The organism is Paenibacillus sp. JJ1683 (assembly GCF_053006485.1).
In genome coordinates this window covers 5,475,719-5,492,150 of sequence record NZ_CM129820.1, presented here as the reverse complement: position 1 = coordinate 5,492,150, position 16,432 = coordinate 5,475,719, and the positions used below count along the sequence as shown (strand labels likewise).

14 protein-coding genes are annotated in these 16,432 nt (G+C 46.4%); 9 read left to right on the top strand and 5 right to left on the bottom strand.

Going from position 1 to position 16,432, the window contains the following annotated elements; genetic code table 11:
- Window positions 1-11: 11 nt before the first annotated feature.
- The 4 genes from ACUC6J_RS23700 (at window position 12) to ACUC6J_RS23685 (ending at window position 6,289) form a co-directional block, all read left to right on the top strand.
- Window positions 12-1,679 (top strand): ABC transporter substrate-binding protein, encoded by a 1,668-nt coding sequence (locus ACUC6J_RS23700; protein WP_318300783.1) that lies wholly within the window; start codon window positions 12-14, stop codon window positions 1,677-1,679.
- A gap of 14 nt (window positions 1,680-1,693) precedes the next feature.
- Window positions 1,694-2,674 (top strand): ABC transporter permease, encoded by a 981-nt coding sequence (locus ACUC6J_RS23695; RefSeq protein WP_016822679.1) that lies wholly within the window; start codon window positions 1,694-1,696, stop codon window positions 2,672-2,674.
- A gap of 463 nt (window positions 2,675-3,137) precedes the next feature.
- Complete coding sequence (locus ACUC6J_RS23690; protein ID WP_447249513.1) at window positions 3,138-4,061, top strand: carbohydrate ABC transporter permease; 924 nt, start codon at window positions 3,138-3,140, stop codon at window positions 4,059-4,061.
- Between the two features lie 104 nt (window positions 4,062-4,165).
- Complete coding sequence (locus ACUC6J_RS23685) at window positions 4,166-6,289, top strand: endo-1,4-beta-xylanase (RefSeq protein ID WP_447249512.1); 2,124 nt, start codon at window positions 4,166-4,168, stop codon at window positions 6,287-6,289.
- 125 nt (window positions 6,290-6,414) lie between these two features.
- Here ACUC6J_RS23685 and hxlB read toward each other — a convergent pair whose 3' ends face one another.
- A complete protein-coding gene (hxlB, locus tag ACUC6J_RS23680; RefSeq protein ID WP_016822682.1) occupies window positions 6,415-6,972 on the bottom strand; it encodes a 6-phospho-3-hexuloisomerase in 558 nt (185 codons plus the stop codon).
- Between the two features lie 5 nt (window positions 6,973-6,977).
- The gene (gene hxlA / locus ACUC6J_RS23675) at window positions 6,978-7,613 is read right to left on the bottom strand and encodes a 3-hexulose-6-phosphate synthase (protein WP_013312540.1); all 636 of its coding nucleotides are present in this window, start codon (window positions 7,611-7,613) and stop codon (window positions 6,978-6,980) included.
- 442 nt (window positions 7,614-8,055) lie between these two features.
- Here hxlA and ACUC6J_RS23670 point away from each other — a divergent pair, with 442 nt between their 5' ends.
- A complete protein-coding gene (locus tag ACUC6J_RS23670; protein WP_090888969.1) occupies window positions 8,056-8,931 on the top strand; it encodes a DNA-binding protein in 876 nt (291 codons plus the stop codon).
- A gap of 198 nt (window positions 8,932-9,129) precedes the next feature.
- Here the strand turns inward: ACUC6J_RS23670 and ACUC6J_RS23665 are convergent, their stop codons facing one another.
- Both ACUC6J_RS23665 and pepT read right to left on the bottom strand, forming a co-directional pair.
- Window positions 9,130-9,966, bottom strand: coding sequence for a methyl-accepting chemotaxis protein (locus ACUC6J_RS23665; RefSeq protein ID WP_016822685.1), 837 nt, complete (start codon window positions 9,964-9,966; stop codon window positions 9,130-9,132).
- A 197-nt stretch (window positions 9,967-10,163) separates the two neighbouring features.
- On the bottom strand, window positions 10,164-11,399 hold the full coding sequence (gene pepT / locus ACUC6J_RS23660) for a peptidase T (protein ID WP_016822686.1): 1,236 nt from the start codon (window positions 11,397-11,399) through the stop codon (window positions 10,164-10,166).
- Between the two features lie 266 nt (window positions 11,400-11,665).
- Between pepT and ACUC6J_RS23655 the strand changes: the two genes are divergently transcribed.
- The 3 genes from ACUC6J_RS23655 (at window position 11,666) to gpmA (ending at window position 13,754) form a co-directional block, all read left to right on the top strand.
- Window positions 11,666-11,953, top strand: coding sequence for a hypothetical protein (locus ACUC6J_RS23655; RefSeq protein WP_019688939.1), 288 nt, complete (start codon window positions 11,666-11,668; stop codon window positions 11,951-11,953).
- 149 nt (window positions 11,954-12,102) lie between these two features.
- Window positions 12,103-12,843, top strand: a complete 741-nt coding sequence (locus ACUC6J_RS23650; RefSeq protein WP_447249511.1) for a Bax inhibitor-1/YccA family protein — start codon at window positions 12,103-12,105, stop codon at window positions 12,841-12,843.
- Between the two features lie 161 nt (window positions 12,844-13,004).
- Complete coding sequence (gpmA, locus tag ACUC6J_RS23645; protein ID WP_016822688.1) at window positions 13,005-13,754, top strand: 2,3-diphosphoglycerate-dependent phosphoglycerate mutase; 750 nt, start codon at window positions 13,005-13,007, stop codon at window positions 13,752-13,754.
- A 63-nt stretch (window positions 13,755-13,817) separates the two neighbouring features.
- Here the strand turns inward: gpmA and ACUC6J_RS23640 are convergent, their stop codons facing one another.
- Window positions 13,818-15,311 carry an alpha-amylase gene (locus ACUC6J_RS23640; RefSeq protein WP_447249510.1) on the bottom strand — a complete coding sequence of 498 codons (1,494 nt, stop codon included), beginning with the start codon at window positions 15,309-15,311 and terminating at the stop codon, window positions 13,818-13,820.
- 261 nt (window positions 15,312-15,572) lie between these two features.
- Here ACUC6J_RS23640 and ACUC6J_RS23635 point away from each other — a divergent pair, with 261 nt between their 5' ends.
- Window positions 15,573-16,406, top strand: a complete 834-nt coding sequence (locus tag ACUC6J_RS23635; RefSeq protein ID WP_045244720.1) for an HNH endonuclease — start codon at window positions 15,573-15,575, stop codon at window positions 16,404-16,406.
- Window positions 16,407-16,432: the final 26 nt, after the last annotated feature.

Here is a 16,432-nt window from a genome sequence, read left to right as displayed (position 1 = left end):
GAAGGTCTGGCATGACAAGCAAAAGGTTCGGAATCATCAGTCTGGTAATGGTTATGATGGCATCTATGATCGCTGCTTGCTCAGGGAGCTCGGGTAAGGAGCCTGCGTCGGGAGATAGCAAGGAGAAGGTCACATTCACGTATTTTAATGCCACGGCGGGAAGAGACATTAATACCAATGAAACGCGGATCGGAAAAATACTGGAAGATCAGACCGGCGTGAACTGGAAGCTGGAGCATTTGGTAGGGGATTCGAATACGAAAATCGGCACGTTTATTGCCAGTAATGACTATCCAGACGTGATTGTACCTGATGGCACGATTGATAAACTGCTGGATGCCGGGGCTTTTATTCCCCTGAATGATTTGATCGATAAATATGGGCCAAATATCAAGCGTGTATATGGGCCGTACTACAATCTGATGAAAGCGGAGGATGGGAATATCTATTTCCTGCCGTTCAGTGCGGTGGTCGGTGATTATTTGTCTGCTCCTAATATAGAGCAGGGAGCTTTTTGGATACAGCGTAGAGTGTTGAAGGAGGCGGGATACCCAAAAATAAAAACTTTAGATGAGTACTTGGCTCTGATTCGAAACTATGCGAAAAAGCATGCAGACGAGGGATTAACCGGGTACTTGGCGTTAACCACGCAGGATAGGTTTTATGCGCTTACGAATGCACCGATGCATCTGGCAGGCTATCCCAATGATGGCGGCACGATTATTGATATGAAAACACACCAGGCGACGGATTATGGAGATGAGGAAATCACAAAGCGGTATCTCCAGGAACTGAATCAGCTTAACGCAGAGGGCCTATTCGATAAATCCTCCTTTGTAGACAATTACGATCAATATTTGGCGAAGCTAACCTCGGGTAAGGTGCTGGGCTTTTTCGATTATCGCTGGCAGGCAGGGCAGTCTCTAAATAACCTGCAGGAGGCTTCCAAGCGTTCGGGTAATGATGATCTGGAATATGTAGGGCTGCCTGTTGTATACGACCGGAATATAAAGGATCAGTATCTTGATCCGTCGTCATTTGTTAATAACCGAGGCATCGGAATTACAGTCAGTGCCAAGGACCCGGTACGTATCATCAAATTTTTCAACAATCTGCTGACCGACGAAAACCAGGTATTATCCAACTGGGGGATCAAAGGTGAAACCTATGATGTAGATAAAAATGGGCGCTTTTATCGGACCAAGGAGCAAATTAAGAAGACGGGTGAGGATGCGTTCCGTGACTCATTTGGGTTCAAATATTTTGAATACAGCTGGCCGCGGTACGGTAACGGTTCTTCCTTGCCCGACGGCAACTCGGCTAGCCCCGGACGGCAGCCTGAGGTTGCGCGGATGTCGTATACCGAAGGTGATAAAAAGCTGCTTAAAGCGAACGGTGTAGAGTCCTTCTCGCAGATGTTTTCCGCACCTGACGAGCGTCCATGGTTCCCAGCCTGGAGCATTCAGGTTGATCAAGGCTCGCCTGCGCAGATTTTCCAGCAAAAGAAAGGAGACCTGCAGCGCAAATATTTCCCGCGCTTGGTACTGTCTGCACCGGAACAATTTGATGCCATTTGGAAGGAATACACCACCGAGTTTAACAAGCTGGATGTGAAGGCCTTTGAGGAGCTGATCACGCAGGAGGTTGCCAAAAAAATCAAGACGGTCGGGAAAAAATAAAGGAGGAAGCAGCTATGAGCTACACGTCACCGCCACCTGTTACGACCTCCTCGGGCCATTTGCCGCTCTCACGGCGAACCGGCTTTAGGGGATTCATACACAAGCTGAATCAGCAGCGTGCACTCGTATGGATGTCCGTCCCCTTTTTAATCTGGCTGCTTATTTTTAAATATTTACCTCTTTGGGGCTGGACGATTGCCTTCCAGGATTTTAAGCCTGCCCGCAAGCTGCTTGATCAGCAATGGGTTGGATTGAAGCATTTCCGTTTTCTATTTCAGGATGAACACTTTCTGCGGGTGATGCGCAATACGCTGGCGATGAGCTTTATTAATCTGGTGCTGGGATTTGTTACCGCTATAACACTAGCAATTTTGCTGAATGAGCTTCGTCAGATTGTATTTAAGCGAGTGGTGCAGACGATCAGCTACTTGCCACATTTTATTTCGTGGGTAGTTGCGGCCAGTATTATTAGTACGGCGCTATCAGCAGACGGCGGTATTGTCAATGAGGTGCTGATGTGGCTTGGACTCATTAAGGAACCTATTCTGTGGTTGGGTGAGGGAAGCTACTTTTGGGGGATTCTCGGAGCGTCGGAGGTATGGAAAAATGTCGGCTGGAATACCATCATTTATTTGGCCGCGATGACCACGATTGACCCCTCGCAGTATGAAGCGGCCGAGATGGACGGAGCAGGGCGGTTTCAGCGGATTTGGCATGTGACCTTGCCGGGATTAAAGCCTGTATTTATCATCCTGCTCATTATGAACATTGGCAACCTGCTGGAATCAGGCTTTGAACCGCAATATTTACTGGGCAACGGCATGAACGTGGATTACTCGGAAAACTTAGATATTTTCGTCCTGAAATATGGTATCCAGATGGGGAACTTTTCGCTTTCCATTGCTGCTGGAATGTTCAAAACGGTGGTTAGCTTCATTCTGTTGTTTAGCGCCAATCATATTGCGAAGCGGTTAGGGGAGGAGCGGTTGTTCTAAAAAAGAGTGAGTTACGGGGGAGAAGGTCGCTTCGCGTGCGGATTGTTCTTCCGATCACTGTTATCCCCGGATTTTCTTATTGGAATAAAAATCATAGGTTAAAATCCGGGAATAAAGGTGAACGCTCCGCTTCTTTAGAACAATTCCGCCCGCTCCGCTGCTATCCTCCGTAAAGTCATTTTTTAAGAACTGAGGGTTGTAGCAGGGGAACTTGCTCATCCATTCTACAGGGAAGGTCAGTGGATTTTTAACAGGCCGCTTCGCGGACCTCATCAAGACCTTACCAACGAACTACAACACGACTTCTTATAGTCCCAAAAATAATCCACATAATTCACTCCAATTGCCACTAGATATAACCACTCAAAATGATAGTTCCAAGTAACAGTACCAACAAACTCTAAGAATAATCAATCGGATTTAAGTGCAGGACTAGGCTATTTTTTAGAAAGGAGAGGAAGTCATGGGCAAAGGGAAGGCCGTACACGGGCGATTTCGGGCGCCCTCGGATCGGATTTTTGATGCGTGCAATGTTATGTTTATGCTATGCCTAATGGTGTTCACGCTGTATCCATTTTTAAATACGTTGGCGGTTTCATTAAATGAAGCGAATGACTCGATTCGGGGCGGGATTTATTTGTGGCCGCGTGAATTCACGTGGAGTAATTATGAATTTGTATTCAAGGAAGCGACGATTTTCCATGCTACGTTAATTTCTGTATTACGTACGGTCGCAGGTACAGTGACCTCGGTGTTTTGCTGCGCGATGGTGGCGTATACGATCAGCCGACCGGAATATGTGCTGCGCAAATTTGTTTCGATTGCTTTTATTTTGACGATGTATTTTAGCGGTGGATTGATCCCCAATTTTCTCTTGATTCGTGAGCTTGGGATGCTGGGAACCTTTTGGGTGTACATCGTGCCGGGCTTGATCGGGGTGTTTAATGTCATAGTCATTCGCTCCTTTATTGAGGGATTGCCAGAGGGGATTTTGGAGTCGGCGCGTATTGATGGGGCTGGCGAGTTTGCTACTTTTATGCGCATTGTTTTGCCGCTGTGTGTGCCAGTGCTGGCAACAGTATCCCTGTTCACGGCGGTCTCGCAATGGAATTCCTGGTTCGATGTATTTCTGTACAATTCGTCGTATGAGCAATGGAGCACTCTCCAATATGAGCTAATGAAAATTCTGCAAAATTCCAATACGTCCGTTAACGCTCAGGACTATGCCAGCCAATTTGCAGGGTCGGAAAATTTGGCGAAGGCGGTTACGCCTACCTCTATTCGTGCCACGATGACGATTGTTGCTTCAGTGCCTATTATTTTAGTCTATCCGTTTTTACAAAAATATTTTGTGAAGGGTATGACCTTGGGAGGCGTCAAAGGATAGTGAATATTTTACATTCATTCTAAGAGCCATTTCCAATCCGCAGATAACTATAATCCAAGAGTGCCAAATATGAATTCAAAAATTTGAGTGCAGGAGGGATTGCTGTGCGGTCATGTTGGTATACGCCTTTTTGTCTAGTGCTGGCTGGAGTGCTGTTGTTATCACCTATCGGATGGTGGGGAACGTCTGTAGCGAAGGCAGCTTCGTCTATGGAACATTCTCCGTCGGTTTCGGACAAGGTGCTATCGGCAGGGAAGATCATTGGAGCGTATGGATTTGAGCAAGGAAACAGTGACGGCTGGAAGCCCCGGGGAGCTTATACCCAAATTGCATCCGTCACGGAAGCGGCCTATGGCGGTACGCACAGTCTGAAGGCAACCGCTCGTACGGCGGCTTGGAACGGAGCAGAGCTGGATGTGAAGCCGCTGCTGCTGCCGGATGTGGAGTATGAAATTAGCGGGTATGTGAAACTGGACGGCAATGCGGCAATTCCAAGCGTGATTAAGCTTACGATGGAGCAGCAGCCGACAGGGGGGACTACAGCATGGAAGACTGTAGCACAGACGGAAACAGCAGATACTTCGTGGATCAAGCTTCAGGGGAGATATACGTTTACCGGGGAGATGAATGCATTGAAGCTGTATGTGGAGAACTCGAACCCCGCTCAGGCCTACTATGTGGATGAGGTGGAAATTAGGCAGGTATCAGTAACACCAACGAATCCTACAAGTGGGATTGTATCTGGGTTTGAAGATGGCACAGCCCAAGGTTGGGTATCCCGCTTAGGAGCCGAGACTGTGCAGGTCTCGAATGCCGATGCACGGACCGGCTCATACAGTCTGCTGACAACAGGCAGACAAAAGGCATATGCCGGTCCCAAGCTGGACGTGACTGCCACGATGCAAAAGGGCAACCGTTATACGGTCAGCACCTGGGTGAAGCTGGCGCCGGGTGAGCAGCCTGCCAAGGTGAGGCTCAGCGTACAGCGTGATTACCAAGGACAAAGTGCATATGAAACGATTGTAGGCGATACGGCGATTACGACAGGAGGATGGATGCATTTGGCTGGCACGTATACGCTCGCACATGACACAGATGCCGTTTCTATGTACCTGGAATCGCCAGAAGGGACGTCTTCCTTTTATATGGATGATTTCGAATTGTCCCTGGTGCCGCCGCTGGCGATTGAGAAGGACATACCTTCTTTGCATGGATTATATCAGGGACAGTTCAGCATCGGCACAGCGATTGAGGCTTTCCAGACCGAAGGGGCTTACGGGGAACTGGTACAGAAGCATTTTAACAGCGTCGTTGCAGGGAATGCGATGAAGCCTGTCTCCTTGCAACCATCCGAGGGGCAGTTCCATTGGGAGGAAGCAGACCAAATTGTGCAATTTGCAAAACAGCACGGATTGGAAATTCGTTTCCATACCTTAGTGTGGCATAACCAAACCGGGGATTGGATGTTTAAGGACAAAAATGGACAGCCGATGACACCGACTGCTGAGAATAAAAAGCTTTTGCTGGATCGCCTGGAGACGCATATTCGTGCTGTTGCCGCTCGTTATAAAAATGTTATTACCGATTGGGATGTGGTGAATGAGGTCATTGATCCTGATCAGCCAGACGGTATGCGCCGTAGCAAGTGGTATCAGATTACAGGAACCGATTATATTGAAAAAGCGTTCCGTGTCACGAGGGAAGTGGCGGGGCCAAACGCGCGGTTGTTCATTAACGATTACAATACCCATGAACCGAAGAAACGGGATTTTCTGTACAATCTGGTGCGTGATTTGCTTGCCAAAGGTGTACCGATTGATGGCGTAGGTCACCAATCGCATATCCGCCTGGAGTTCCCTACTATTGCCGAAATCGAGCAATCCATCGAAAAGTTTGCTTCACTCGGGCTGGATAATCAGATCACAGAGCTGGATATGGGCCTCTACTCGAATGATACGGATCGCTACGAAACGATTCCTGAAGCTCTACTGATCCGGCAGGCTCATCGTTATCAGGCGCTGTTCGATATGTTTACAAGACAGCAGAAACATCTCAGCAATGTGACCATTTGGGGAACAGATGATGGCAATACGTGGCTCAGTACATTCCCGATTGCCCGGGTGGATAAGCCGCTGCTGTTCGATGAACGGTTAAAGGCCAAATATGCATATTGGGCGCTGGTTGATCCATCCAAAGTGCCGCCGCTGCCAGTAGGGAGTAATGAATAAATGATTTGAGACAGAGGAGTAGAAGACTAAGATTTTACTTCATTTAAACACAATAGGCAGGCTGTTCTTACATGCTCGGACATGTAGGGACAGCCTGCTTTGTTATCGTAAAGGAAAAAGCAGTTTTATTCCAAATTGGCGTGTTGACCATACATGGATTCGGAAGTCAGCTTGCGCAGCTTCATCGTTCTGAGTACCAACGCATCGCCATACAGCAGCAGGGTTTGTTCAAACAGTGAGCCCATGGGCTGAATGGTTTGGTAATTCTTGTTGGATGGGTCCTTGGGTGCGCCGGGCAGCTTAACGATGATATCGGCCAGTTTGCCGATGGTGGACTCGGGGGAGGTGGTAAGAAGCGCCAGTGAGGCCCCGAGTTTTTTCGCTTTGTCTGCCATGGAGGCTAGGCTTTTAGTTTCACCAGAGCCTGAACCGATAATCAGTAGATCTCCCTCGCTTAAACCAGGGGTTACGGTTTCCCCAACGACGTAAGCTTGAATTCCCATATGCATCAGCCGCATGGCCAGCGAGCGAATCATGAACCCTGAGCGCCCCGCTCCTGCTACGAATACCTTATTCGCAGCAGCGATGGAGTGGATCAGCTGTTCCGATTCGGTATCGCTGATTAGCTGTGGAACGAATTGCAGCTCCTTGATTACCTCGGATAAATATTGAGAGGTCTCCATTGGGATTAACCTTGTTTAATGAGCTGCTGCATTTGCGAGGCTACAGCCTTTTTGTCGTCTTCGCCAGTGATACCGCCGCCTACGATAACCAGATCCGGTTGAGCTTTTACCACTTCAGCCAATGTACTCAGCTTGATGCCGCCAGCTACGGCTGTTTTGGAGTTTTTTACGACTTTTTTGACGGTTTGCAATGCTTCGAACGGACTTTGTCCTTCCGCTTGCAGATCGTAGCCTGTATGCACACAGATGTAGTCAACGCCTAAAGCATCAATTTCTTTCGCACGTTGCTCCAGGTTTTTAACACCGATCATGTCCACCAGGATTTTTTTGCCGCCTTGTTTCTTAGCTTCTTCTACAGCACCTTTGATCGTTGCATCTTCAGCTACAGCCAAAATCGTCACAATATCGGCACCAGCCTCGGAAGCTTTCAGCACTTCATATCCCCCTGCGTCCATAACTTTCAGGTCAGCCAGCACTTTTAGATTGGGAAATGCTTCTTTCATTGCTTTTACAGCGTGAAGTCCTTCATTGATGACAATCGGCGTACCGATTTCTACGATATCAATATACGATTCGACTTCTTTTACCAATGCAATACCTTGTGGGATATCTACCAAGTCTAAAGCCAATTGAAGTTCCATGTTATTAACTTCACTCCTTAAGTGAATTTGTATTTTGGTGAATAGGTACATGCTTTGTTGAGTCGTACTCTATACTTTGCTTTCGTGCACAGGTTTGATTGTAAGGCCCCGGTATTCGGTTGAAAAGTACGCACTAATTCGTAACGTAGTTACCCTGACGATACTATAGATCATAAAAACCACTCATAAGAGAGCCAATCTTTTGTCTTCTTTAGCATTATTTCAATAATGAAAATCCTCTATTCGTGACTCGTAAATATACATATCCATGTCAGATTGCAAAAATATGAATGTACCGATGATTAAATTGACTTCAAGTTAGGCTTTGACTATATTTGTAATATACTGGCATGTAAAAATGGGGCTAATAGCATAACTACCCTGAAGAATAGCCACAAGGCTAGGGGTGACCGTAATTTTCAGGATAGGGAGGCGGGGTTTAGTGGAAGAGGTCCTGAATCAAAGGGGAGCTATTTATTTGTTGTCGGACAGCCACGCGCTTGATAAAGCTTGCGAGTTATTTAGAATCAGCTACACGCATAATGATTGGGATGAAGCGAACAAGGTTGCGGATTATTTGCATTCGTTGGCTGAAAGCCTGTATCACACCCAACTGAGAAATGCTGCGGACGGCAAGTATGAGACATTGGACACCAAACACCCGCTGGTGTTTTATTATGCTTACAGTTATCTAGCGAAATCGATTTATTATCAGAATATAGGCCAGTATGAGGAAGCCAGAGATTATATTATGAAGTATAGCGAAATGGGCTGGTTTATGGGGCTGGATCAAAGCGGTCACGAAGAAGTAGAGAGATTCCGTTTTCTCGCCAAGGCCAATTTATATATGATTGATTTACTTTCGGGGAAGAAGGAACTTTTACCGGAATATGTTCAGTTTCTTCACAACAATGACGAGGAGCTACTACCAGGATTGGTTAGTATTACTGAAGCAGCTAACTTGAACAATTGGGATATTGATGAACTGCTGAACGAGTTTGCCGATGATATTGAGATATTTGAAGGTTATGAAGATAGAGCCAACCGCGTATATTATTTAAAACTGGTCAACCAATTAGCTATTTACTATTTGAAAAAGAAGCAGTATATCGTTGCCTTGAATTATATCCTTGTTTCTCTGCAATTCTCTATTGGTGTAGAAGCCGATGCCGATTTTAGAACACTGATTGCACTATTCGAGACTTACCGAGATTTGGCAACACCGTCCCAGCAAGAGCAATACCAAACCATTTTATTAAGGGGGCTTCATAATGAAAAAGGCATTAAGCTCGATAACTATGGTCTTAGCGTTTCTTAGTGTTGCTCTTCCGATAGGAAATACATTGGGAGATTTAGACTCCGTGCATCCTTCGAATCATGGTGTTTTTTCTTTTACTGCTTGATTTCAGACTTCGATCGTCAGACCCAGTAGGGATTGTGTAAATAAGGGGAGCGCACTTTTTCGCCATTTGCGGATCAGTGCGCTCCCCTTTCTCATGCAAAGAAACGATGTTATTTATTTTACAATATAGGAAGTCAGGTTATCGGCCAGATGTTGCATCGTTTCGCTCGCCTTTTGCATACGCTCCATGACTTCGGTGAAAGAGCCTACCAGAGTCGCCTGCTCTTGAGAAGAAGAAACAATTTGCTCTATTTCCTGCTCCATCTGACGAATGGAGTTCTGTACATCCTTAAGGGCTCCCTCGATATCGACCGTCGCTTTTTTGGACTCTACGGACAGCTTGCGTACTTCTTGAGCAACGATACCGAAGCCTGCTCCTGCTTCTCCGACACGTGCGGCTTCGATCGCAGCATTCAATCCAAGCAGGTTGGTTTGATCGGAAATTTCTTTGATAAATACAGCAACCTGATTAATTTTACCCGAGTTTTGTACGGCAATTTGGGTGTTCTTCAAAATGTGTTCACTGGTAGCCTGTAACTCCTCCGAATGCGCTGTTACATGTTGCACCATCTCAATGAGCTGCTCGGTAATGGAGAGGTTTTCGGATACGATTTGATCCAGTTGATTTTTGTTGGTCAAATTATAGGAGGCGGCAAACGCTGCGATGACGTCCCCTTTATCGTCAAAGACAGGAATACTGATCATATCAAGAGGATATCCCAGGACTTCAGCCGGAATGTGGGTCAAGCTGGCCTCATGTCCATTTTTAAGCATGGCAAAATTTTTGTAGTCCTCCAGCAGCTCCGAGCCTGTTTCAAAGCCGAGGTCCATACCCTCTGATTGGGTGTAAGCAAGAACGTGAGTGCGGTCGAAGAGAGCAAGGGTTACTTTCTCACGCATAACCTGTTGTATGTAGGGAATGGCTACAATTAATGCATCTATTGTATTCAAGTGGACTGCCTACCTTTCTTTACTAAATATATTTTTTATAGTCTTATATAATTGTCGGTCTGAAGACGGATAAAAGTTATAAAGGTATCGAAAATTTAAAGGATATGAGAGCTTCAATAAAAAAGGCATATCGTTTCCATTACGAAACGATATGCCTTCATGTTTAATCTAAACGTGTCAGTGTGTGTATAAGTGGTTCACTTGCCGCGTTGCTCGAACAATTGTGCGATTTCCACAATAACCTTGGTGGCAAGCACCATGTTGTCCACTGACACATACTCATACTTACCGTGATAGTTCTCCCCACCTGTGAAAATATTCGGTGTAGGCAGTCCCATGTAAGACAGCTGTGAACCGTCTGTGCCTCCACGAATCGGCTTGATAATGGGCTCAATATTCAGCTTTGTCATTGCTTCATGTGCGATATCGACGATATGTTTGACAGGCTCGATTTTCTCTTTCATGTTGTAATACTGATCTCTCAGCTCCAGCGTGATGCGGTTATCTCCATAGGCAGCCTGGAGCTCTTTTACGATATTTGTCAAATAAGCTTTCCGGTTTTCGAAGCTCTCGCGATCAAAATCGCGGATAATATAGTACAGTTTGGCTTGTTCTGCTGTGCCTGTAGACTCCAACAGATGATAGAAGCCATCATACCCGTCTGTATATTCCGGGGCTTCATTCGCAGGTAATCTACTGTGCAGTTCCATAGCGATTTTGGCAGCGTGGATCATTTTGTTTTTAGCCGTACCAGGATGTACATTCACACCATGAATGGTAATATGAGCAGCTGCGGCATTGAAGCTCTCATACTCCAGTTCTCCGAGCGGTCCGCCGTCTACTGTATAAGCATATTCAGCACCAAAAGCGGCTACATCAAAGCGTTCAGGTCCTCTTCCAATCTCTTCGTCCGGTGTAAAAGCAACGCGAATTTTGCCATGTTGAATTTCTGGATGATCAATCAGATAGTGGATTGCTGTCATGATTTCTGCGATGCCAGCTTTGTTGTCTGCACCGAGCAGGGTGGTACCATCTGTTGTGATTAGGGTATGGCCTTTATATTGAGTCAATTCGGGAAACTCACGTGGAGAAAGTACTACACCCAGCGAGGCATTCAGCGTGATATCGCCTCCATCGTAATTCTCCGTCAACTGTGGCTTCACTCCTGCGCCGGTTAGCTCAGTAGCCGTATCAAGGTGTGCCAGAAAACCAATGACGGGCACTTCTTTATCCGTATTGGAGGGAAGGGTTGCCATTACATAACCATGACCATCAATGGTTACGTCTGTCATACCGATGGATTTCAGTTCGTCTACCAGGAGGTTGCCCAATGTGAGCTGTCCGGGTGTGGTGGGGCAAGTGTGGCTGCTTTCGTCGGATTGGGTATCCACCTGAACATATGTAGTCAGGCGGTCAATCAGTTCCTGTTTCATGTGGTTATCCTCCTTGGGTCTTTTTCATTATGGTACGTATTTTATCATGATTAGGCTTATAATATGAAAAAAATGGTTTAACCTTTCAAAATGACAGGTTGTCCGCAGATTAGGCAAAGGATCTGAGAGGGCAACTCCTTTTAATATATAGAGAGTACATTAATCTATAAGTCTTTTAAATTGTGTCTTATTACTGAGACACTTAACGTTACGTTGATAGATTGGGAGCATAGAATACATTATCAAACGCAAGGGAGGTGAAGACTATGGCGATTCTTTTACCTTCGCAATTCTACAATCTTGCTGCTGGTGTGGGTAAGTCCTTCTTTGAAAACCTGAGAGGCGGTAGTAATGCTACGATTACTGTGAATAATACAGGTGCCAATCCGGTTGATCTTGTGGTTACCCGCGTCAATGCTCCTGTGATCACTTATGTAATCCCAGCGGGCAACAGCCTTACGTTAGAAGTTGCTTTGCTGCTGGTAGCTGCTCTTCAGGCGACTCCAGTTGGAGCAGTAACAGGTACTATCCAAATTGCTACCGCTGATTTTTAATCTGTAACGACTTGACCCTCTAACTCTAGCTTTGCCGAAAGGCAAGGTTAGAGTTTTTTTATTGTTTGAAATTTTCTGAAACTTTTTTCAGGTTGTGCCGATATATACATATGACATCGTAAATAACACATCGAAAAGGAGTACCCTGTATGAGCTTTAGCAATCCGGTTTTACGTGATGACATCTTTTTACGTGAAGATGAAAGAGAAGCTAGCGAACAACGTATGACCATCGGAGGAACGGTGAACAAAACGTTACTTCTGCTGGTCCTACTTATCGTTTCTAGCAGTATTACCTGGTATATGACCTACCAAGGAACCGTAGAGGTGCTATCGTTGCTGACGGCAGGCTTTATTGGGATGGCAGGCGTAGCACTTGCGATATCCTTTTTTCCAAAAACGGCTCCATTGCTTTCTCCTGTATATGCGATTCTGAGTGGCTTTGCTTTGGGTGGCGTTTCCGCTTTTATGGAGTATGAGTACCCTGGAATTGTAGTTAATGCCATTTTGCTGACTGTGGGTATCTTGTTCTTGGTGCTCTTTATGTATACACAACGAATCATCAAGGTGACACGTGGCTTTATCTCATTTGTTGTCCTATGTACGATGGCGATTTTTCTGGTGACGTTGGTTGATTTTATTTTGAATTTTTTCGGTATGAATGTTCCGTATATCCATGAAACGGGCTGGGTGGGTATTGGCATTAGTTTATTTATCGTCATCATTGCCGCTTTGAATCTGCTCGTAGATTTTAATTTCATTGAGGAACAAGCTGATCAAGGTGCACCCAAATATATGGAATGGTATGGCGCTTTTGCATTGCTGGTAACGTTAGTGTGGCTATATGTACGAATATTGGATCTGTTAGCCAAGCTTAGTAATAGGGACTAAGATCTGCGACTATTGCATATGGTTTAAGTAGGATGAGAAGAGAAGGGCGGCTGAATGTCGTCCTTTTTTGTATGAAAAAGGCGGTTTAAAAAATGCATTTTACGTTAAATACATAGAAGTTGGGTAAAACATAGAGGATAGATAGGTGAGGAGTGAGGTATATGTATCAAGTGGTGCTGGTGAGGCATGGAGAAAGCGTGTATAACCGACAAAACTTGTTCACAGGCTGGACGGATGTCGATCTGACTGAACAGGGAACTCATGAGGCCATCGAGGCAGGACGTATCCTCAAGGAGGCTGGGTATACGTTTGATTTGGCATTTGCTTCTGTGCTAAAACGTTCTATCCGCACGTTGTATCATATCTTGGATGAGCTGGATCATCTGTGGATACCCGTGCAGAAGTCATGGAAGCTGAATGAACGCCACTATGGTGCTCTTCAGGGGCTCAGCAAGCTGGATTCCGCCGTGCAATACGGCGAGGAGCAGGTTCATATTTGGCGGCGTAGTTTGACGGTGCGACCACCCATGTTGGATGAGCAGGATGAACGGAGTCCACATCGGGAAGAGCGTTATCGCCATATTAAGCCGGAAGAGCTGCCGCTCGGGGAAAGCCTAGAAGACACTGTGCATCGGGTTGGTGAGTTTTGGAAGCAACGGATCGTGCCGTTGATTCTCAAAAAGGACCGGGTTATCATTTCCGCACACGGTAATACTTTACGAGCCTTGATCAAGTACATGGAGAATTTGGACGAAACTGCACTGCTGGATTTGAACATCCCGACAGGTATCCCACTGGTGTATGAGCTGGATGAGCATATCGATCCTATACGGCGCTTCTATCTTGGGGATCCGAGTCATGTTGAGGCAAAAAAACAGGCTGTGGCCAACCAAAGCAAGGTGACGGAGTGATTTTCCATATACAAAGAGGACAGGGCGCTTCCTTGCATCCTGTCCTCTTTGAGTTGATATACATCAAGCGTTCGCGGTATCCTCTGTTTCCAGGCTGTCTTCCTCGGTAGGAAGTGCCCATACCGATACACTGCCAGCACGAACGGGAAATACACCGTAGCCATCCTGTTCGATCTTCACGGCATGATCGTGATGCCCAGTCAAATCGGTCCATTTTTCTCCTGCATGTTGTTTACCCACGAACATGCGCTTTTCCCCGTCATTTGCGTTGGTGATCACCACAGCACATCCAGAGCCGTGCAGCTCAGGAATGCCCTGACGAACCCATCCAATCGTATGGGGATCATCAAAATAATCTTTTTGCTCACCATAAGCTTTGTGGTACCGAGCATATAGGAGCGGGTCTAGCTCAACTTGCTTGCCTTTCACAGGCGTTTGTCCCTGGATACCGTAGTAATCCCCGTAGAATACGCAGGGATAACCATCTTTGCGCAGTAGGATGAGTGCATAGGCACTGGGCTTAAACCAGTCCTCCACCCAGGATTCGAGCGCTTCATGCGGCTGGGAATCATGATTATCGACAAAAGTAACCGAGTTCAGGGGATGGGTATGAACCAGCGTATCCTCGAAAATGGTGCTTAAATCGAAATCCTTACCACCCAAGGAAGCGCTATGTAGTTTGTAGTGGAGGGATACGTCAAACAGGTCGATTTTATAATCGATGGTATCCAGAAACTTTTGACACGATTCCAGATCCGGTTTCCAAAACTCGCCTACCATATAAAAATCCTGCCCACGCTTTTTAATCATTTCTGTAGCAAACTCTCGTACAAATTCATGATTAATATGCTTGATTGCATCCAGACGGAATCCGTTGCATTGTAGAGTATCCACCAGCCACTTGCCCCAGCGGATCATTTCCTTACGCACATCCTGATGATTATAGTCAATATTGGCGAACATTAAATAATCATAATTGCCGAATTCATCATCTACATTATCGCTCCAGTTTTTATTTTTACCTAAAATACGATAGATTCCTGTCCGGTCCTGACTTGCATCGTAATCCGTTCCGTTAAAATGTTCGAAGTTCCATTGAAATGTGGAATACTTCCCTTGCCGGCCGGGGAATGTAAATTTAGTCCAGCCTTCGATATCAAAGGGCTCGGAAATGACCTCATTACGATTATCCGGGTTGACCTCGACGACCTTGAATACTTCGGTTTCATCTGCACCAGCCTTATGGTTCATGACCAAATCGACATAGACGGCTACGCCGTGGCGAACGCAGGATGCGACAGCTTCCAGCAGATCTTCCCTGGTTCCGTATTTGGTGCGTACTGCACCTTTTTGGTCAAATTCGCCCAGATCGTAAAGGTCATAGACGCCGTAACCCGTATCCTCAGGAGATTGACCTTTGGTGACAGGTGGAATCCATATCGCGTCAATTCCTTTGGCCTTTAGTTCCGGTGCCAGGCGGGCAAGCTTTTTCCAGTGAGAACCGTCAGCTGCGACATTCCACTCGAAAAATTGCATCATCGTATGGTTCCTTTTCATGTGCGTCCCTCCTTCATATATAACAAGTTACCCACCAAGTGAGGGGGGCTAAACGTCTGATGGTCAATATGATGTTGATGAAGAACATGGATCGCTATATAACGTATGCTAAATCATTAAAATTTGTTATACCTTGAGTGATGACAACGACTCAATGGCTAGAAAAGGAAACGTGAAAACGGTAAAATGAATCTAACTTAGCTATAGTTCGGATTTCGGGCAAACCATAAGCTCGAACAAGAAAGGGAAGGAGGGATGAACGTGACAGATCCGCAGCAGAATAAGGATGAAGCGAGAGAACCGCTGATGAAAAAATGTACGTATTGTCAGGAGATAAAACCATTAACAGACTTTCAGCGCAGAACCGGTCGCCGGGCGGGGCCTTATTCCCGGCGTGGTCCTTGTCGTTCCTGTCGGGGGTTAGTCCCGCAAGAACGGGCGGTTACGTCCGCTCCTTCCCATGAGGAAATGAAGCCCTTGGCTGCTCCTGTGGAGCGGCATAGCTCCGAAGCAGGTACGACTGCGTACGGTCTGGAAGCGTCCGCGCAGCCTTCTAATGATTCCCAACGCCCCCGTAGGAAGCCCGTCACGGACAAAGCGCGTGAGCGCCATCGGCAACGGGTTCGTCATTTGCTTAGCAGGCTGAAGCCTGCGGATACCCGTGCGTTGCGGCTTAATCGCAATGGTATGATTCGACTAAGAGGCAAAACCGACCAAGGGAGACGCTGGCATCAGGAGATTGAGCTTGATTTGGCGATGACTCTGGTCAGAGAACGCATGGCGGTGATTGTAAATCCGTACACGGTCCGCAGACTTTATAGCAACAAGGAATTTCGCCAATATGTGCTTAAACGTGACCGTTATACGTGCTTTTTTTGCGGTGGCTATGGCGACACGATTGATCATTTACTTCCACGGGCTAAAGGTGGACACACCACGCCAGTAAATTGCGTATGCGCCTGCAACGAGTGCAATCAAGTTAAAGCAGCCCGTGATGTAGAGGAATTTATCGAGTCTGGCGTGCCACTGCCGATTCCGGATGATTTTGAACCTTCTGGTGCTTCCGATGCTTCTGAGGACACCTTACGCACCTAGGACGATTTGCTGGGGAATTGGCTACA